This window comes from Photorhabdus thracensis (assembly GCF_001010285.1).
Classification (GTDB): Bacteria; Pseudomonadota; Gammaproteobacteria; order Enterobacterales; family Enterobacteriaceae; genus Photorhabdus; species Photorhabdus temperata.
This window is the reverse complement of the sequence record NZ_CP011104.1, coordinates 470690-489251: the sequence shown is the minus strand read 5'-3', so window position 1 is coordinate 489251 and position 18562 is coordinate 470690. Positions and strand designations below refer to the sequence as shown.

Here is an 18562-nt window from a genome sequence, read left to right as displayed (position 1 = left end):
ACTGACTGAACCGCAAGTTGCCCTCAAGTTGGGATCAAGTTGGGCCCAAGTTGGAGGGCGGGAAACCGGCGTCAGACCGCAGCAATACTGGGAGGAACGGCTCGCAAGTTGGGGACGGTTGAAAAACACTGTTCCGGCAATAATAAGAAAAAGCCGTCGTATCGTACTGCCAGTACATCATAGAACCCGAAAACCCGGAATACGACCGACGCAAGTTGGACTGACTGAACCGCAAGTTGCCCTCAAGTTGGGGTCAAGTTGGGCCCAAGTTGGAGGCCGGGAAATGGACGCCAGACCGCAGCAATACCGGGCTGAGCGGTCCGCAAGTTGGGGCAGACAGAAAAGGACTGTTCCGGCCACTTAAGAATCAAGCCATCGTACCGTAGTGATGTATCACACACTGATAACACTAACCGCTGTTCTCTACAGGAAATCCCATCATGTCATCACCCGTTAAACGTCAATCTGAACCTGCCCGGCTGACCCTGCGCCAGCATCTGGAGGCGTATCTGGATAACCTGCTGTTGCAGGGGGCGAGTCAAAAGAGCCAGTCCGCCCGTCATGAACGGCTGTCGCCGTTCGTCAGCTGGTGCGAGGAACAGGGCGTAATATCCGCCGCTCAGGTCACCGGGCCGTTACTGGCAAACTGGCAGCAGTATCTGACCCAATACCGCAAGGCCAACGGCCAGCCCTACCCGCCGGACAGTCAGCGCCGACGCCTGCGGGCCTTACGCCTGTGGTTCGACTGGTTGCAGCAACAGCACGCTATCCCGACCAGCCCGGCGGCAACCCTCGCCTCACCAGACAGAAAAAAACGTCCCTCGGTGACGGAGACCCACGGTCAACCCGACGCCATCCCAGCCCGCTTCGCCACTTTACGCCAGCATCTGGCCGCCTGGCTGGAAGCCGTACGAGGACAGGGCTTAAGCGAACGGACACAAGAGTCCTATGAAGAGCGGCTGTTGCCGTTCGTCAACTGGTGCGAAGCGCGTGGCGTGATGACGGCACCGCAGGTCAGCCTGCCGTTACTGGAAAGTTACCAGCGCTGGCTGAGAAGCGCCCGTAAAGCGAACGGCCAGCCCTACAGCCCGGGCAGTCAGCGGGACCGCCTGAGTGTCTTACGTCAGTGGTTCCGCTGGCTGTTGCAACGTCACCATATCCTGTATAACCCGACGGATAACATGGTATTGCCAAGAGAAGAAAAACGGCTGCCAGCACAGGTGATGAATGAAGACGAAACCCACACGGTCTTAGCCGCAACGGATATCAACACCCCAACCGGGCTGAGAAATCGCGCTATCCTTGAAGTACTGTGGAGTACCGGTATCCGGCGGATGGAAGTAGCCAACCTGCTGTTAAGCGAGGTGGACTTCGGGCGCGGGGTGGTGCTGGTCAGACAGGGTAAAGGCCGTAAAGATAGGGTGGTGCCCATCGGCGAACAGGCGCTGCACTGGTTAAGCCGCTGGCTCAGCGTCCGGCCCGAGTTAACGCGGCGGGGTGACAGTGGACACCTGTTTATCACCAGGAAAGGCCGGGGACTGGCAAAGGGCACGTTAACCTGGATAGCCGCCGACAGCATCCGTAAACAGGCGCAACTGACTAAACCGGGGGCCTGTCATCTGTTCCGCCACTCAATGGCAACCCAGATGCTGGAGAACGGCGCGGACACCCGGCACATCCAGGCGATACTGGGGCATGAGAAACTGGAGACGACGCAAATCTATACGCGGGTGGCCATCGGTCACTTAAAGCAAGTGCATGAGCAGACCCACCCGGCAGAACGGCAGTCAAAGCAGGCCACGCCAGACGACAAGCAGGCGGAGAGTGACAAGCCGGACAGCCCGAAGCCGGTCTGAACGTGCTGTGTTGCCGGACAATCTTAATGTTAGCCGGTTCCCTGTGAGCGTGTGGAGTGCAGTGAAAGGCAGACTGAGCGCGTCCCTGCGCACAGACTGCCTGCCGACCTTCGGCGTGCCGGCGGTAAATGGTGGCCGCCCGGCATTAAGCCGTCGCGTCCTCTGTCAGCACCGTTGCCGGTCAGCCCCCAATGAACATAATGTGGCATTAAGCGAAATGGGCCTGCACGGCCCACAACGCTTAACGGCACATTATGTCGGCGCCGCCCACCGCAGGGCGCTGCGCGGCCACCTCAACAACGGTGAGCGGCTGGCCGCCGGGTTGAGCTTCTCAGCCCCAGAGGCGCACCGGGCTGCGCCCGCTGCTGTCAGCCGCGGTGCCAAAACCCACCGCCGCAGTCGCCGCCCTCCCTGGCGGCTCCGAGGCAAAAATCTGCCTTAAACCGTTGTCAGTCAGTCCGTTAAGGTCAACAGCCCGGAAGGCAGGCCAGCAAGCTGGCCGCGGTTTATTGCCCCCGCCCCAACCCCGCTGCACTGGCTGCGCGCGGCTCGCACTGCGCTGCGCTTCGTTGCTCGTCCCCGTGCTCGCCATCTCCGCCCCGTGCAGCCCCCAGGGGCTTCCCTGCTGAACAGCGTCACCTGCGGGCCTCGCCGGCCCGCACCCGGCCAACCCGCGTCAGCGGCGCAGACAAGCTGCACCGCCGCCACGGGTTCCCAATAAAACCCGGTTCCGGCAGGCAAAGCGGGGCGAAACCCGGCGCTGACGTCGGGGAAAAAATGCGCTAACATCGGGAAAGTGCCCGTCGGGGCCAGTTGGCATGTTCTTTAACAGGGTGGGAAAAAACGGTGGAGAAAAAGGCTGCTAAATCAGGGGGAAAGGTCCGCTAAACTGTATGATGGCGTCGGGATAGTCCCTAAGACCCGCTCGGGCTAAATGGGGGTCCGAACCCGTATTCGTATGTCCATAATCCCACCGGATGGGTTGATCCTCTGGGGCTGGCAACATGCCCAGTAATCAAACAACGTGTTCTGGACAATATCGCAGCAAGTAAAGCCGCCAGAGAATCATCTAATTTCAGTAAACCTAATACAAAAACGGGTTTTGGTTATGGAGTGAATGATAAGCCCGTCAGAATATCTGGAGACTGGAGTAAACAAGACATATTTAATGGATTGCATGGAAGAACACCTAAAGGTTTAGGCTCGCCAGATCTACATCATGCTCATCAAATGCCAGGCTCTGCCATCCATGAAGTTTTACCAAACGTTCATAGAGGCAATACTGCATTACATCCAAATAAATTTAATCAGGGTGTCACACCGGCCATGCGAGATGCGGATAGGAAATTACATTGGTGGTATAGAGCAAGAGAACAAGGTGCAGAGCAAATATATCCTCATCTAATTTACGATTAATAAATAGCTTTCCATAATACTGATACACCTATGCCTTTTGTTTTCTTTTTGAACAACATTGGTTCTGTAGCCTATCTCATTGATTCTACAGACCACTTGGATGAAAAGGCTGTATATCTTGGTACACAAGGGCTGGTTGGAAGTGGAGCATAATTATGAAAACTTATTTATTTTGGTACTAACATGAATACACATGAATTCTCACGAGTTGTTAATTATGTAAAAAGCATCAAACCAAATTGGTTTTTATCAGGAGATGAATATTTGGCAAGTAAGGAGGATATAGAACAAGTAGAGTTGCTTGTAGGAGGAACTTTACCAGATGAATATATTTATTTTTCAAATAATTATAATGCCGGGTATTTTGCATTCGTGAATATTTACTCTCTTAATCCTAATAGTGAGTGGTATTTACCTGTTAAGAATAAAGAATATGAAATGGTCTCAATGCCACAAGGTTTCATTGCTTTTAGTGATGATGAAACTGGTGGTTATTACGGTTTTTTAAAAGAGAAGACTCAATATAAAAATGAAGTATATTTTTTTGATTCATCAGGGGATGGAAGCATTGAATCAATAAAAGAGGATTTTTTTGAATTTGTTGTTAACAGAGGTTTCCAACCAGAACATTTTGATTTAGATGTTTTAACTCAATAATGATTTCGAATCAAAACCGGAAGATCCTTCGATATCTTCCGGTCTTCTTATGATCTACCTTGGTGAATACCCACGGTAAGCCAGAGCGGACTGGAGCTTAGAGATCGCATCCTTAATCTGATACGCTTCCTCGTCATTCACGGCACAGGCGCGTATCTCCGCCCAGTTCAGTCGTTTAACCAGTTGGGCCAAGGCCAGCGCTTCAATGTGGGTTAACTGAATGTCCTGCAAATGCTCAATCACCACTTTCATTTTATCCTCTCCCTTAGCCCGCGTTGTATTCAGCCAGCATCTCCCGCATCCGCAGCTTAATCTCATTAAGTTGGCTTTGCTGCCGCTGGTATTGCTGCTGATAGTGTTGTGTGGCTTCACTGTCAGGAATCAGAACCAGACAGCCATCCATCACCTTCACCGTAATCTGGCCGCCAGTATTAAACCCCGCCTGTCTCAGCCACAGCCCCTTCAAATGTATCGCCGGTGTGGCGTTGTTGACCTTATTCCCGTTCGGCACATAGCCCACCGTGTAATAACGTTCTGTTTTCACAGCTTTATTTACTGCCGCTTCTGCTTTAGAATGCGCCTTAGCCATAGTGACTACTCCTATTAGTTGCTGTGGTGAGCGGGTTGTCAGTGTTGGCGCACTGGCAATCCGCGTTAGCTTTATTCGTTACTCTTCTTTCTTCTTCGCTGCCTGTCTGGCTGAATCCCAACGTCGGGACTGATACTTGATAATTAAACTCTCCAGCACTTCACGAACAATACTCTGTTCATCATCAGGAAGCTGGCTGATGGCTTCAAACTGCAAGGACAGTTCATCAACTGGCACACGTTCATGTTCATCAAATAACAAAAAGTCCGTGCTGACATTCAGCGAAGTCGCGATCTTCTTCAATACATCGAGGGAAGGCTGAGCCTGCCCTGTCTCGTACTTCTTCCAGCTATTAGCATGAATCCCAATAGCATCAGCCATCGCCTGCTGAGATAAGCTACGTTGCTTACGTAAAGCAATGAGTCGTTCAGATAAGGGCATAGATAAGCACCAGTAAACCGAGTGACTCATGATTTTACCCCCTTGATTAATATCCACTTGACGATAGTACATATATATGTGCCATAATAAAACATATTAGTGGTCTTGACAAGGTTTCAAAGGAACAAACTTATGGCACGCATCCCGGAAGCAGAATTACAGCACCTGAAAGCCGCCGTCTCCTTAGTCGCCGTGGTGGAGCAACAGGGGCGACAGCTCTTTAAACGCGGCAAAGATTACGTGCTGCTGTGCCCGTTCCATCAGGAGAAAACCCCGTCAATGGTTATCTCACCGGCAAAAAATCTTTATCACTGTTTTGGCTGTGATGCCGGCGGCTCCGTGCTGGACTGGGTAATGAAAACCAAAGGCTTAAGTCTGCGCCGGGCCGTGGAACAGTTGCGCGGGATACTGGGAGATAACCCCTCGGTGGCCCCGCTGGTGAAACCGGATGAACCCGCCATGCTGGCCGATGATGACGCCGGACGGCAGGCGCTGCTCAGTCGGGTCGTCGGGTTCTACCATCATACGCTGTTGAATGCCCCCGAAGCCCTGGCTTATCTGGAAAAACGCCGGCTCAACCACCCGGAATTAGTCGCCCAGTTTAAACTGGGCTTTGCCAACCGCACGTTAGCCTATCGCCTGCCCATCAAGGCGGTGCAGGCCGGCGCACAGATCCGCGCCCGTCTTCGGGCCGTGGGGCTGATGCGCGACAGCGGGCACGAGCACTTTACCGGTTCGCTGGTGATACCGGTTATCGACCCGAACGGCCAGATCCGCGAGATCTACGGGCGCAAAATCACCGACCGTTTACGTAAAGGAACGCCGCTGCATCTGTACCTTCCCGGCGCACATGGCGGGATATGGAATGAGCCGGCGCTGATCAGTTCAGGGACGGTCATCCTCTGTGAATCCCTGATCGACGCCCTGTCGTTCTGGGTGGCCGGTCACCGCCATGTCACCGCCGCCTATGGGGTGAACGGCTTCACCGATGAGATGCGGCAGGCGTTTCGGCGGCATGGCGTTAAGCAGGTCTTGATCGCCTACGACAATGATCCGGCAGGCAATGAAGCGGCGGTAAAACTGGCCGCCGAACTGACCGCCGTCGGTATCACCGTGTTCCGGGTGGTGTTCCCCGAGGGCATGGATGCCAACGGCTATCTGTGTCAGGTCGCTGAGCCGGAACGGGCCTTCGGGTTGTTGCTCGACAGTGCCGTGCCGATGCAGGAAGCGGCAGAGGTACAGGCCACCACTGCAACAGAGCGGGCCGCACTGGCTGAACATCAGCCGGTTCCGGTGCCGGAAACAGTCAGCACATTAGCCGCCGGTATAGCCGCGTTGCCGTCAATGCCGAATGTGGTCTGGGAAACCGGCGCTAACGGCGAGATATCCCTGACGCTGGGCACACAACAGTGGGGTATCCGGGGCCTGTCACAGGTGAAAGCCGGGGCGGCGGTGATGAAAGTGAATGTTCAGGTCGTTGATACCGACAGCGGCGTGATGTTTGCCGACAGCGTGGACATGATGAGCGCCCGCAGCCGGGGCGGGTATGCGCGGCTGGCCGCCACCGAACTCGGGCTGGCCGAAGGTGACCTGCGCCGGGCACTGGGGCAGGTGTTGCTGGTACTGGAACAGTGTCAACAGGCCGGCGTCAGTGAACAAACCGAACCCCCACCGGTTCCCGAACTGAGCGAGGACCAGCGGGCTGCGGCGCTGGCGCTGCTGCAAGACCCGAAACTGAGTGAACGCATCACCGCTGACTTAGCCGCCTGTGGCGTGGTGGGCGAATCCACTAACCTGCTGGCCGGTTACTTAGCCGCCGTCAGTCGCAAGCTGGACCGTCCGCTGGCCGTGCTGATACAAAGCAGTTCGGCGGCAGGGAAAAGCAGCTTAATGGATGCGGTACTCAATCTGATACCGGAAGAAGAACGGCTGCAATACAGCGCCATGACCGGCCAGAGTCTGTTCTATCTGGGGGAAACCAATCTCCAGCATAAAATCTTAGCCATTGCCGAAGAGGAAGGCGTCAGGCAGGCCGCCTATGCGCTCAAACTGTTGCAAAGCGACGGCGAACTGACCATTGCCAGCACCGGTAAAGATGACGCCAGCGGGAATCTGGTGACCAAACAGTACACGGTAAAAGGGCCGGTGATGCTGATGCTCACCACCACCGCGATAGATGTGGATGAAGAGCTGTTAAACCGCTGTCTGGTGCTGACGGTAAACGAATCGCGGGAGCAGACCGAAGCTATCCACGCCTTGCAGCGCCATAAACAAACGCTGGAAGGTCTACTGGCCGAGAATGAAAAGGCATATATCACCGAACTGCATCAAAACGCCCAGCGGCTGTTGCGCCCGCTGAATGTGGTTAACCCTTATGCCTCACAGTTAACGTTCATGAGCGATAAAACCCGCACCCGACGCGACCACATGAAATATCTCACCCTGATACAAAGTATCGCCCTGCTGCATCAGCACCAGCGCGAGGTGAAGACCGCGGAACACCGGGGCAAACGGCTTGAATATATCGAGGTGACCAAAGACGATATTAGCTTAGCAAACCGGCTGGCCCACGAGATATTAGGCCGCACGCTGGATGAAATGTCGCCCCAGACCCGAAAACTGTTACTGCTGATACAAGCGATGGTGAAAGAGACGGCGACAGCGCAGCAACGCCCGGTGAACGCGGTCCGCTTTACCCGCCGCGATATCCGCCATTACACCCAGTGGAGCGATAACCAGTTAAAAGTCCACTGTCAGCGACTGGCCGACATGGAATATCTGTTAGTCCACGGCGGCAGTCGCGGCCATCTGTTGCAGTATGAACTGCTGTGGAACGGCGACAGCGCAGAAGAAGCCCATCTGTGCGGCCTGATTGACCTGACAGCGCCGGAAAAACCGGTAAAACCCTGAATATGACTCACGCAAGTTGGACTGACTGAACCGCAAGTTGCCCTCAAGTTGGGATCAAGTTGGGCCCAAGTTGGAGGGCGGGAAACCGGCGTCAGACCGCAGCAATACTGGGAGGAACGGCTCGCAAGTTGGGGACGGTTGAAAAACACTGTTCCGGCAATAATAAGAAAAAGCCGTCGTATCGTACTGCCAGTACATCATAGAACCCGAAAACCCGGAATACGACCGACGCAAGTTGGACTGACTGAACCGCAAGTTGCCCTCAAGTTGGGGTCAAGTTGGGCCCAAGTTGGAGGCCGGGAAATGGACGCCAGACCGCAGCAATACCGGGCTGAGCGGTCCGCAAGTTGGGGCAGACAGAAAAGGACTGTTCCGGCCACTTAAGAATCAAGCCATCGTACCGTAGTGATGTATCACACACTGATAACACTAACCGCTGTTCTCTACAGGAAATCCCATCATGTCATCACCCGTTAAACGTCAATCTGAACCTGCCCGGCTGACCCTGCGCCAGCATCTGGAGGCGTATCTGGATAACCTGCTGTTGCAGGGGGCGAGTCAAAAGAGCCAGTCCGCCCGTCATGAACGGCTGTCGCCGTTCGTCAGCTGGTGCGAGGAACAGGGCGTAATATCCGCCGCTCAGGTCACCGGGCCGTTACTGGCAAACTGGCAGCAGTATCTGACCCAATACCGCAAGGCCAACGGCCAGCCCTACCCGCCGGACAGTCAGCGCCGACGCCTGCGGGCCTTACGCCTGTGGTTCGACTGGTTGCAGCAACAGCACGCTATCCCGACCAGCCCGGCGGCAACCCTCGCCTCACCAGACAGAAAAAAACGTCCCTCGGTGACGGAGACCCACGGTCAACCCGACGCCATCCCAGCCCGCTTCGCCACTTTACGCCAGCATCTGGCCGCCTGGCTGGAAGCCGTACGAGGACAGGGCTTAAGCGAACGGACACAAGAGTCCTATGAAGAGCGGCTGTTGCCGTTCGTCAACTGGTGCGAAGCGCGTGGCGTGATGACGGCACCGCAGGTCAGCCTGCCGTTACTGGAAAGTTACCAGCGCTGGCTGAGAAGCGCCCGTAAAGCGAACGGCCAGCCCTACAGCCCGGGCAGTCAGCGGGACCGCCTGAGTGTCTTACGTCAGTGGTTCCGCTGGCTGTTGCAACGTCACCATATCCTGTATAACCCGACGGATAACATGGTATTGCCAAGAGAAGAAAAACGGCTGCCAGCACAGGTGATGAATGAAGACGAAACCCACACGGTCTTAGCCGCAACGGATATCAACACCCCAACCGGGCTGAGAAATCGCGCTATCCTTGAAGTACTGTGGAGTACCGGTATCCGGCGGATGGAAGTAGCCAACCTGCTGTTAAGCGAGGTGGACTTCGGGCGCGGGGTGGTGCTGGTCAGACAGGGTAAAGGCCGTAAAGATAGGGTGGTGCCCATCGGCGAACAGGCGCTGCACTGGTTAAGCCGCTGGCTCAGCGTCCGGCCCGAGTTAACGCGGCGGGGTGACAGTGGACACCTGTTTATCACCAGGAAAGGCCGGGGACTGGCAAAGGGCACGTTAACCTGGATAGCCGCCGACAGCATCCGTAAACAGGCGCAACTGACTAAACCGGGGGCCTGTCATCTGTTCCGCCACTCAATGGCAACCCAGATGCTGGAGAACGGCGCGGACACCCGGCACATCCAGGCGATACTGGGGCATGAGAAACTGGAGACGACGCAAATCTATACGCGGGTGGCCATCGGTCACTTAAAGCAAGTGCATGAGCAGACCCACCCGGCAGAACGGCAGTCAAAGCAGGCCACGCCAGACGACAAGCAGGCGGAGAGTGACAAGCCGGACAGCCCGAAGCCGGTCTGAACGTGCTGTGTTGCCGGACAATCTTAATGTTAGCCGGTTCCCTGTGAGCGTGTGGAGTGCAGTGAAAGGCAGACTGAGCGCGTCCCTGCGCACAGACTGCCTGCCGACCTTCGGCGTGCCGGCGGTAAATGGTGGCCGCCCGGCATTAAGCCGTCGCGTCCTCTGTCAGCACCGTTGCCGGTCAGCCCCCAATGAACATAATGTGGCATTAAGCGAAATGGGCCTACACGGCCCACAACGCTTAACGGCACATTATGTCGGCACCGCCCACCCATGGGCGCTGCGCGGTTACCTTGGCCCCGGTGCGCGGCTGGCCGCCGGGTTGAGCTTCTCAGAGCAGTGTGGCGCACCGGGTTCGCCCGCTCACCCGCTGCTGTCAGCCCCAGAGCCAAAACCGGCCGCCGCAGTCGCCGCCGTCCGTGGCGGCTCCGGGGCGAAAATCCGCCTTAAACCGTTGTCGGTCAGTCCGTCAAGGTCAACCGCCCTGAAGGCAGGCCAGCAAGCTGGCGCAATTTATGGCCCCCGCCCAACCCTGCTGCACTGGCTGCGTCCGGCTCGCAGTCGCAGGCTCCTCGCTCGTTCCCGTACTCGCCATCTCCGCCCCGTCCGCCCCCGCGAGCGGGGGCTCCCCGCTGAAAAGCTTCACCTGCGGGCTTCGCCAGCCCGCACCCGGCCAACCCGCGTCAGCGGCGCAGACAAGCTGCACCGCCGCCACGGGTTCCCAATAAAACCCGGTTCCGGCAGGCAAAGCGGGGCGAAACCCGGTTCCGGCAGGCAAAGCGGGGCGAAACCCGGCGCTGACGTCGGGGAAAAAATGCGCTAACATCGGGAAAGTGCCCGTCGGGGCCAGTTGGCATGTTCTTTAACAGGGTGGGAAAAAACGGTGGAGAAAAAGGCTGCTAAATCAGGGGGAAAGGTCCGCTAAACTGTATGATGGCGTCGGGATAGTCCCTAAGACCCCATTGGTTTAGCAGGTGGATTAAACTTATATACTTATGCGCCTAACCCGATGAATTGGATCGATCCGCTGGGGCTATACAAGGGTGAAGGGCAACGGGGTTTAGGGAAGTACCATGTCTTCCATGAACACACCCTGAATTCATCGGAATATCAATTATCCGATGGTCAGCACTTTAAACGGGGCAACCAATCTGTGTACGAAAGAATGCAGCACGATCCGGCATTCAGGCGTGAAATGCAGACTAAATATCCGAGTGTGGTTGAGCATGTTCAACCAAATTCTAAAGGGAACTTTAAAGGGACTTCACCAAAGAATATGACTTGGCATCATGAGAATCAGCCAGGGAAATTAAGTCTGGTTGACCGATATGATCATAAAACTTATCACAAGATTTATCATCCTGATGGGTCGGGTGGTAGAGATAAATGGGGAGGTGGGAATAAATGCCGCAAGTAATGGAGTTATTATATGAAAACAATTAGTGGCTTCGATCAGTTACTTAGTCTTTATAAACAACTGCCTGATGTTGGTTGGATTTATATTGATAAAGACTTTGATACAGAATCTACCCAAGATATTTTAAATAAAAATTATTATCTGGCTGAAAATGATGATGAAGAGTTTGATATGGATGAAACTCATGGAACATTTCTAGAATGCCCCATGTTTGCAGATATTATCGATAACAAACTGGAACACAATCCTAATGCGATTAAAGAGGATTTAATTGAAGCAGTGATACATTATCTTGTATACGATGATTTTCTAGATTAAGCCGCAAACCGGAAGATCTTTATGATCTTCCGGCCTGGATGGCGTCGGGATCGACCCGAAGACCCGATCGGGCTGAATGGGGGCATAAACGTATACACTTATGCCCCGAACCCGATGATGTGGATTGATCCGTGGGGATTGAGTTTTCTTGAAATCGTCGGTGATGCGGCCCAAACAACCAGAAAGAAATTTCAAGGGGCTGAAATTTATAAATTCACAGGCAAAGTAAAAGTTGAAGGCGTAGCTTTTAAGAAAAATGATTATTTTTATTTAGATAATCTTCACAAAGATCACTACGAGACATTTTCATCATTGGATAAGTCCAAAGGAGTGTTCAATTTAGATGGTTCCTATAATGAGAAAAAATCAATTAAAGCGGCAAAAAGAAAAGGACCAGGTTGCTGATATGAATGAGAATATTAAACTTCGCCTTCTAGAAAATAAGGATGATTTAATTGAAGGAACATTTTGTTATTCATTATTTGAAGAATCCATTTTTTGCCCGAATTTGATGGCGGAATTTATTGAAATTACTGAGGTTTTCTTAAGTTATGATGATGATCTTGAAATTAAACAATTATTGAAATGGGTTATTGGTTGCGTTGAACAATGTTTTCTATCTCACCATGATGAGAATGATTATTACCATATAAAGAATTATTCAATAGATATAGAAAATAAATGGGAAAATATATGGAAACCAAAACTTGATTATTTACTTGATATAAAGGGAAGTTGATTTAATACCTTAATACTTAATAAATAAAATTTGAAACCGGAAGATTTCCACAATCTTCCGGTTTGCTTATGATCTACCGGGGCGCATACCCGTGATAAGCCAGCGCCGACTGGAGCTTACCGATGGCATCCTTAATCTGATACGCTTCCTCGTCAGTTTTTAAACCTAAAAATCAAATATAGTAAAAAGTAAAAACGATAAAATCCGAGTGTTAATTTAATGAAAATGGGAAAATTTAAATACAAGCAGGAAACGGAAAAACTATTAGATTTACAAAAATATCTCAATGAAAACTATTCATTAAATAAATTTTTAATTAAAAAATAAGAAAACTCTCGGAACAAAAAACGCTTTACTCGATATCACCCTTTTAAAAGGATTCATTTTATCTTTTTATCTGTATTTCCCTTTAACGGCCTATTCACATCCATATTTAACTTTTTATCGGCAATGCTATCCTCCACTTATTTTACATTTGCCTAACCTGCCATGACATTTATAAGCAAAAAAACAGAGATATTAAAGCTTTTATATAAAGGACGGATTTAACTATAAGTGCAGCTATTTAAAAAGATGTTAATGAAATTTAATCGAAGTTCATTGGCCGTTAACGGAAAATTGAAAAAATCAGCGAAAAAAAGAATATTATCCGAAAAAACATAAGAGGGTATTTTTATACTGTCAGTCTATTTACGAGTTGATTTATCAGGATAAAATAAAAGAGGATGATTTATGAAAACTGCTCGGGATTGCCAGTAAAACAACGTCAATAAAGATAAAAAGTGAGTATTATCAACGTAGATTAAACGTAAAATACAATATATCATGATGATTAAACTTAATATAAAACAGGTATTAAAAGTAGTAAAAACAACGATTAAAACCTTATTATACCAATTGAAAATAGAGGTTAAAAAAATGGCTTTTAATAACAATTTAAAAGCTGCTCATCATAAAAACATCAGTGAAAAAGGATAAATAAGAACATAGGAGAGGTTAATTAGATAATATATTTAAAAAATTAACTGGTTTAAATAACGTTTTCAATCAGTGAATAAACTTTTTCATAAACAAATTAAATCATCAATCATGAAAAATTGGAATAACAAAACCAAAAGGTAAATAATTTAACTGAGTAAAATCCCAGGTTACTTACAGCGTTATTATTTTAAATTTACTTGGCTTGCTATGACTATCTGAAATTAAGAAAACAGATATATTAAAGATTTTATATAAAGATCGGATTTAACCATAAATTAAATTTTTTAAAATGATGTTAATTAAATCTAATCGAATTCCATTAACCATTAACAGAGAGTTGAAAAGAAATCAGCGAGAAAAAGAATATTATCCGAAAAAACATAAAAGGGTATCTTTATACCATCAGGTGAAAACTACTCAGGATTGCTGGTAAAGTAGAATCAGTAAAGATAAAACGCGGGTATGATTAACGTTTGTGAAATGTAAAACACGGTATCCCATGATGATTAAACTCAGCTATTAAAGGGGGTAAAAACAACGGTTAAATAATGATTTTTAATAACAGTTTAAAACTTGCCTCTCATAAAGCTATAAGTGAAAAATGAGAAAAAATTGGTTTTGTTAATGCTTATATATCCCGAAAAAAATTAAATAAGAATATTAATAGATTAATCAGGCAATCTATTATCCAAAAGGGATCGATTTTAATAACGTTTTCAACGGGAATAAACTTTTTCATAAATCGATTAAATCATCAATTATGAAAAATCCGAGTAACAAATGTTCGCTTATTACCATCAGCCTAGTATTTTTCCCGAAAGCCTTCTGCGATTTTTTCTAGCTCGTTCATTAAATTGATATCTCTGTCCGTTTCAGCTACATCATTGGGTTTGTTGTGATCCCAGTGTTTGATAATCGAGATTAACAGGTAGGTGTTGGCGTCGAAGAAACCAAGGCAATAAACTAAAACATAACCACTGGTTCGTTTAAATTGCACTAGCTTGAGTGGAAATCCTTTGTCTTTGAAATGCAGGTGCTGCAATTCAAGGTAAGATCGGTTATGCGTAAATAGGTAGGGAACGTCCCGACCAAAGGTAATGGGTAAGCCTTTTCCCTCTTTATAGGCCCAAAAGTCATCAACCAGAGCCTTGGTTCTCTGTTCGCCTAAAGCCTCTTTCAAAACACGGTGCGTGAATGTTCTTATCACCGCTGAGTTTCCTTATTAATTGTTTAGTGACTTTTCCGTTATTTTCTTTATTTCATTTTCACCTTGGTGAACATGATCTGCTGGTGATGAAGGGCGCTGTTCATCACCAGTAGATCACTAAAGAATGGTCGTATCCTTTCTTCGGAGAGATATGTCCATATCTTACGACCATTCTTCGTAGTCCCCGGACATCCCCTCTTTGATTTTTGCAGCCATCTTAGTAGCTATTTTATTCATATTTAGCCCTTCTCCGGTGAAATTGGCCGGGATGCTTTTCAACTCCGTACTTCCCCGTTGCGCATATTCACAAAACGCGCTCATTTCTTCAAAAAGCGCAGCAGGAACAGCGTAGAACTGGATCTGATTGTTAGATGAAACAGCAATAGCATCTCCCTGGGCTTCTGCCAATGCTGCACTGGGATTGGATTTAAACTTACTGATAGCTGTTGTGTAGCCACACATGACTTTCTGCAACATGGAAAACCTCCGCTCGGAAAAATTATACAATAGATCAAATATAGAGCTAAGTATAGCTCTATATTTGATCTGAAATCAGTATCTTGTAGACCGTTGATCGGCTTATCTTTAGTGGGCCTGCATGTGACTTTGCTGGATCCACAAATTGATCGGCAACTATTGCTTGAGTGGTAATTCCCCTGCTACTAATCGGAGCAGGGGAGATTCGATTAAGATTTTTCAGGAATAGCTTTCAGGACTGCGGTCAGCAGTTGCCAATATTGACCAACACTTTTGATGTGAACCTGTTCGTCAGGGGAGTGAGCGCCTGTGATAGTTGGCCCGATAGAGACCATATCCATATCAGGATAAGGTTTCTTAAACAGACCACATTCCAGCCCTGCGTGAATTACCATAATATTGGGGGTTTTATCGAACAGCTGTTGATAAGTTTCACGTACCAGATGCATAACCGGGGAATTTGCATCCGGCTGCCAGCCTGGATAATCGCCTTTAGCGGAAATTTCAGCGTTTGACAGTTTTGCTAGGGAACCGAGCATACCTATAATATAGGATTTGCCGCTGTCGATAAGCGAGCGGATCAGGCAAATAATATTTACCTTATCTTGGTCCATAGCCACAACGCCCACATTGAGAGAAGTTTCTACTACGCCTTTGATGATATCACTCATACGGATAACGCCGTTTGGTGTACTGTTCAGCAATGAGATAAAACGGTTCTGGCAATCATCAGTCAGTGCTTGAATATCGGTTTCAACCTCTTCCAGCAATACAGTCAGGTTTTTCTCGACGATGGCATATTCATTTTTCAGGATACCCAGATATTTATCTTTCAGTTGGGTTAGCCGCACTGTTTTATCGGTGGGGACGGCAACAATAATATGACCTTCACGTGGAATGGCATTACGCAGAGTACCGCCTTGGAACTCGAGCAGTTTTAGCTCCAGTTCCTCAGTATGGGCAGCAAGGAATCGTGCCAGTAGTTTGTTGGCATTACCCAGCCCTAAATGAATATCACAACCGGAATGCCCGCCTTTCAGACCTTTGATGGTGAGTTTTAGTGTTTTGTAGTGAGCCGGAACCGTTTCACGGGTAAGTGCTAACGTTGTGGTGAAATCGATACCTCCGGCACAACCCATGTAGATTTCGCCTTCTTCTTCTGAATCGGTATTGATTAAAATATCAGCCTGTAGCCAGCCCGGTTGCAGGCCAAAAGCACCATCCATTCCAGTTTCTTCCGTCATGGTCAGTAAAACTTCCAAAGGACCATGTTTTACATTGTCATCAGCCAGCACTGCCAATGCTGACGCCAGGCCAATACCATTATCTGCACCCAATGTTGTACCCTGTGCAGTAACCCATTCACTATCAATATAAGGACGGATAGGATCTTTAGTAAAGTCATGCTCTGTATCGTTGTTTTTCTGCGGCACCATATCAAGGTGAGCTTGCAGAACAACCGCTTTACGATTTTCCAGCCCTTTACTGGCTGGCTTTCTGAGTAGAATATTGCCAACCTGATCGCGTTCAACGTGCAAGCCTTTTTCCTGCGCCCACTGAACAATGTGGGTTGCCAGCGCTTCTTCATGATAAGAAGGGTGAGGGATAGAACAGATTTTGGCAAAGATGTCCCACAGAGGCTGAGGGGATAATTGTGATAGTTCTGACACGACGAATCTCCTGTGACTGCATCTCAATAAGATGGAAATACTACTCTCTACCAGAGACATAGGTTTTATTATTACGAGCGATTAACGCTTTGATGCTATTGAGCTCAGAATACCACTTTCCTTTGGTAAGGATAATGTGATTCATCGATTCCCTGTTTCCGCTGGTTTTTGCTGACCTAAATCAATATAATCTCGCGCAACTTTTTCTGCGAAAACTCTTTTCTGAGATATTCTTAAGTTGCCGGGATCCATTCTTATGAGCGAAAAATATGTCGTAACCTGGGATATGTTGCAAATACATGCCCGTAAATTGGCACAACGTTTACTCCCTGTCGAACAGTGGAAAGGCATTATTGCTGTGAGTCGGGGCGGTCTTGTCCCTGGGGCGCTTCTGGCGCGTGAATTGGGTATCCGTCATGTCGATACTGTCTGTATTTCCAGCTATGACCATAATAATCAACGTGATCTGCAAGTGCTGAAAAAAGCGGAAGGTGATGGTGAAGGTTTCATCGTTGTCGATGATCTGGTTGATACTGGAGGCACCGCTCAGGTTATTCGTGATATGTATCCAAAAGCGCATTTTGTGACTATTTTCGCCAAACCGGCAGGTCGTCCTCTTGTTGATGATTATGTTGTTGATATTCCGCAAGATACTTGGATCGAGCAACCTTGGGATATGAGTGTAGTATTCGTTCCGCCAATTTGTGAAAGTAAATAAACTTAGCATTTGTTATGGCAAATCAAAATCTTTCAGAATCACTTTTTAAGCCAAGACAAAAGCATCAGGAAACTTCCACGCTGGTAAAGCATCGCCATCCCCGGCTGATTGCCGGTAATGACAATACGTTGGATGGTAATAGTCATGGGAGCTGGTATCGTATGATTAACCGGCTGATGTGGATTTGGCGGGGAATTGATCCTTTTGAGATAGACGAAGTTTTGTGCCGGATTGCCATGGCAAACGCTCAACGCAGTGATGATAATTTACTGGATACGGTGGCTGGGTACCGTAAAGGTAATTGGATTTTTGAATGGTCACATCAGGCGATGCTGTGGCAACAGAGAGCGTTACAGACAGAACAGACAGAACAGACCGCCGAAGCGGGTAATTTCTGGTTGAAAGCGGCCAATTTGTATAGCATCGCCGGTTATCCTCATCTCAAAGGTGATGATCTGTCTCAGCAGGCCGTTGTTTTGGCGAATAAAGCCTATGAAAATGCGGCTCGTTGTTCTGATTATCAGTTGAGGAAGATAGAGTTCAAACTGAAAGAGGGCGGTTGTGTAACTGGCTTTCTGCATTTGCCTCAACGACCACAAGGACCCTCTCCAACTATTCTGGTGTGTGGTAGCTTAGATAATTTGCAAAGCGATTATTATCAGTTATTCCGTGATTATCTGGCACCTTTGGGATTCGCCATGCTGACTGTGGATATGCCTTCAGTGGGTTACTGCTCACGTCTGCGATTGACACAGGATACTTGTACTCTGCATCAACAAATAATCCATCAACTGGATGACATCCCTTGGATTGACCATACACGGGTTGGCGTTTTTGGTTTCCGTTTTGGTGCTAATATTGCTGTCCGCCTGGCATATTTGGAATCTAAACGTATCAAATGTATTGCGACTTTTGGCGCTATTGTTCATGAGTGGCTCAATAGCGCTGAACGCCAGCAAAATGCCCCTGTGATGTATCTCGATATGTTTGCCAGCCGGATGGGTATTTATAATGTGGATGAAAATGCGTTTCGCCTCGAACTTGGTTGTTATTCCCTTAAAAAACAAGGTCTGTTGGGCCGACGTTGTTCCGTTCCTATGCTAGCTGGTTACTGGCAGAATGATATTTTCAGCCCGAAGGAAGAATCAAAGCTGATAGCAATGTCATCAATGGACGGTAAATTATTGACTATTCCGACAACCCCTGTTTACAGCAGCTTCAATAAGGCATTACAGGAAACCAGTCAGTGGTTGAAAAATAAAATGGGTTAGTTGAAATTGATGGCATAAG

Annotated in this window: 23 protein-coding genes and 2 pseudogenes; 14 read left to right on the top strand and 11 right to left on the bottom strand. The window is 48.9% G+C overall.

Annotation, left to right across the window (positions count from 1 at the left end; translation table 11 throughout):
- Nucleotides 1–28 precede the first annotated feature (28 nt).
- Both VY86_RS24420 and xerC (VY86_RS01745) read left to right on the top strand, forming a co-directional pair.
- Nucleotides 29–364: a hypothetical protein gene (locus tag VY86_RS24420; protein ID WP_158019887.1), complete on the top strand. Its 336-nt coding sequence runs from the start codon at nt 29–31 to the stop codon at nt 362–364.
- 490 nt (nt 365–854) lie between these two features.
- Nucleotides 855–1856 (top strand): site-specific tyrosine recombinase XerC, encoded by a 1002-nt coding sequence (xerC, locus tag VY86_RS01745; protein ID WP_046976652.1) that lies wholly within the window; start codon nt 855–857, stop codon nt 1854–1856.
- 29 nt (nt 1857–1885) lie between these two features.
- Here xerC (VY86_RS01745) and VY86_RS24415 read toward each other — a convergent pair whose 3' ends face one another.
- Nucleotides 1886–2107, bottom strand: a complete 222-nt coding sequence (locus tag VY86_RS24415; protein WP_158019889.1) for a hypothetical protein — start codon at nt 2105–2107, stop codon at nt 1886–1888.
- 425 nt (nt 2108–2532) lie between these two features.
- Nucleotides 2533–2676 carry a hypothetical protein gene (locus tag VY86_RS24410; protein WP_158019888.1) on the bottom strand — a complete coding sequence of 48 codons (144 nt, stop codon included), beginning with the start codon at nt 2674–2676 and terminating at the stop codon, nt 2533–2535.
- A gap of 98 nt (nt 2677–2774) precedes the next feature.
- Between VY86_RS24410 and VY86_RS26265 the strand changes: the two are divergent.
- From VY86_RS26265 to VY86_RS01725, 3 genes and pseudogenes are all read left to right on the top strand, one after another.
- Nucleotides 2775–2870, top strand: a pseudogene (locus tag VY86_RS26265) (RHS repeat-associated core domain-containing protein); the annotation flags it as partial.
- Between the two features lie 99 nt (nt 2871–2969).
- A complete protein-coding gene (locus VY86_RS01730) occupies nt 2970–3272 on the top strand; it encodes a hypothetical protein (protein ID WP_046973707.1) in 303 nt (100 codons plus the stop codon).
- A 183-nt stretch (nt 3273–3455) separates the two neighbouring features.
- A complete protein-coding gene (locus VY86_RS01725) occupies nt 3456–3929 on the top strand; it encodes an SMI1/KNR4 family protein (protein WP_046973706.1) in 474 nt (157 codons plus the stop codon).
- Nucleotides 3930–3983: 54 nt separating this feature from the next.
- Here the strand turns inward: VY86_RS01725 and VY86_RS01720 are convergent, their stop codons facing one another.
- The 3 genes from VY86_RS01720 to VY86_RS01710 form a co-directional block, all read right to left on the bottom strand.
- Nucleotides 3984–4181, bottom strand: coding sequence for a DUF7706 family protein (locus VY86_RS01720; protein WP_046973705.1), 198 nt, complete (start codon nt 4179–4181; stop codon nt 3984–3986).
- A 13-nt stretch (nt 4182–4194) separates the two neighbouring features.
- Nucleotides 4195–4518: a SymE family type I addiction module toxin gene (locus tag VY86_RS01715; RefSeq protein WP_046973704.1), complete on the bottom strand. Its 324-nt coding sequence runs from the start codon at nt 4516–4518 to the stop codon at nt 4195–4197.
- A gap of 78 nt (nt 4519–4596) precedes the next feature.
- Nucleotides 4597–4959, bottom strand: coding sequence for a helix-turn-helix domain-containing protein (locus VY86_RS01710; protein WP_046976653.1), 363 nt, complete (start codon nt 4957–4959; stop codon nt 4597–4599).
- A gap of 132 nt (nt 4960–5091) precedes the next feature.
- Here VY86_RS01710 and VY86_RS01705 point away from each other — a divergent pair, with 132 nt between their 5' ends.
- From VY86_RS01705 to xerC (VY86_RS01700), 3 genes are all read left to right on the top strand, one after another.
- Nucleotides 5092–7869 (top strand): CHC2 zinc finger domain-containing protein, encoded by a 2778-nt coding sequence (locus VY86_RS01705; protein WP_046973703.1) that lies wholly within the window; start codon nt 5092–5094, stop codon nt 7867–7869.
- Between the two features lie 48 nt (nt 7870–7917).
- The gene (locus VY86_RS24405) at nt 7918–8253 is read left to right on the top strand and encodes a hypothetical protein (protein ID WP_158019887.1); all 336 of its coding nucleotides are present in this window, start codon (nt 7918–7920) and stop codon (nt 8251–8253) included.
- A gap of 490 nt (nt 8254–8743) precedes the next feature.
- Entirely contained in the window at nt 8744–9745 is a 1002-nt protein-coding gene (gene xerC / locus VY86_RS01700; protein ID WP_046976652.1) for a site-specific tyrosine recombinase XerC, read from the top strand.
- A gap of 29 nt (nt 9746–9774) precedes the next feature.
- On the opposite strand, the gene VY86_RS22860 is transcribed toward xerC (VY86_RS01700), so the two are convergent.
- Together VY86_RS22860 and VY86_RS24400 are read right to left on the bottom strand one after the other, a co-directional pair.
- The gene (locus VY86_RS22860; protein WP_071880952.1) at nt 9775–10137 is read right to left on the bottom strand and encodes a hypothetical protein; all 363 of its coding nucleotides are present in this window, start codon (nt 10135–10137) and stop codon (nt 9775–9777) included.
- A 291-nt stretch (nt 10138–10428) separates the two neighbouring features.
- Entirely contained in the window at nt 10429–10602 is a 174-nt protein-coding gene (locus tag VY86_RS24400; protein WP_158019886.1) for a hypothetical protein, read from the bottom strand.
- A 98-nt stretch (nt 10603–10700) separates the two neighbouring features.
- Here VY86_RS24400 and VY86_RS01690 point away from each other — a divergent pair.
- The 4 genes and pseudogenes from VY86_RS01690 to VY86_RS01675 all read left to right on the top strand — a co-directional run.
- A pseudogene (locus tag VY86_RS01690) lies at nt 10701–11162 on the top strand (HNH endonuclease); the annotation flags it as partial.
- A 12-nt stretch (nt 11163–11174) separates the two neighbouring features.
- Nucleotides 11175–11480: a hypothetical protein gene (locus tag VY86_RS01685; protein WP_011148374.1), complete on the top strand. Its 306-nt coding sequence runs from the start codon at nt 11175–11177 to the stop codon at nt 11478–11480.
- A gap of 21 nt (nt 11481–11501) precedes the next feature.
- Nucleotides 11502–11885 carry a hypothetical protein gene (locus VY86_RS26380; RefSeq protein WP_052760757.1) on the top strand — a complete coding sequence of 128 codons (384 nt, stop codon included), beginning with the start codon at nt 11502–11504 and terminating at the stop codon, nt 11883–11885.
- A gap of 1 nt (nt 11886) precedes the next feature.
- The gene (locus tag VY86_RS01675; RefSeq protein WP_052760756.1) at nt 11887–12219 is read left to right on the top strand and encodes a hypothetical protein; all 333 of its coding nucleotides are present in this window, start codon (nt 11887–11889) and stop codon (nt 12217–12219) included.
- A 73-nt stretch (nt 12220–12292) separates the two neighbouring features.
- On the opposite strand, the gene VY86_RS26375 is transcribed toward VY86_RS01675, so the two are convergent.
- The 4 genes from VY86_RS26375 to pepD form a co-directional block, all read right to left on the bottom strand.
- Nucleotides 12293–12343, bottom strand: a complete 51-nt coding sequence (locus tag VY86_RS26375; RefSeq protein WP_420800619.1) for a hypothetical protein — start codon at nt 12341–12343, stop codon at nt 12293–12295.
- Between the two features lie 1659 nt (nt 12344–14002).
- On the bottom strand, nt 14003–14407 hold the full coding sequence (locus VY86_RS01670) for a type II toxin-antitoxin system YafO family toxin (RefSeq protein WP_046973700.1): 405 nt from the start codon (nt 14405–14407) through the stop codon (nt 14003–14005).
- A 162-nt stretch (nt 14408–14569) separates the two neighbouring features.
- Nucleotides 14570–14884 carry an antitoxin gene (locus VY86_RS01665; RefSeq protein WP_046973699.1) on the bottom strand — a complete coding sequence of 105 codons (315 nt, stop codon included), beginning with the start codon at nt 14882–14884 and terminating at the stop codon, nt 14570–14572.
- 209 nt (nt 14885–15093) lie between these two features.
- Nucleotides 15094–16554, bottom strand: coding sequence for a beta-Ala-His dipeptidase (pepD, locus tag VY86_RS01660; protein ID WP_046973698.1), 1461 nt, complete (start codon nt 16552–16554; stop codon nt 15094–15096).
- A gap of 256 nt (nt 16555–16810) precedes the next feature.
- Between pepD and gpt the strand changes: the two genes are divergently transcribed.
- Complete coding sequence (gpt, locus tag VY86_RS01655) at nt 16811–17272, top strand: xanthine phosphoribosyltransferase (RefSeq protein ID WP_021325967.1); 462 nt, start codon at nt 16811–16813, stop codon at nt 17270–17272.
- A 14-nt stretch (nt 17273–17286) separates the two neighbouring features.
- Complete coding sequence (gene frsA, locus VY86_RS01650; protein WP_046973697.1) at nt 17287–18543, top strand: esterase FrsA; 1257 nt, start codon at nt 17287–17289, stop codon at nt 18541–18543.
- The last annotated feature ends 19 nt before the right edge of the window (nt 18544–18562 follow it).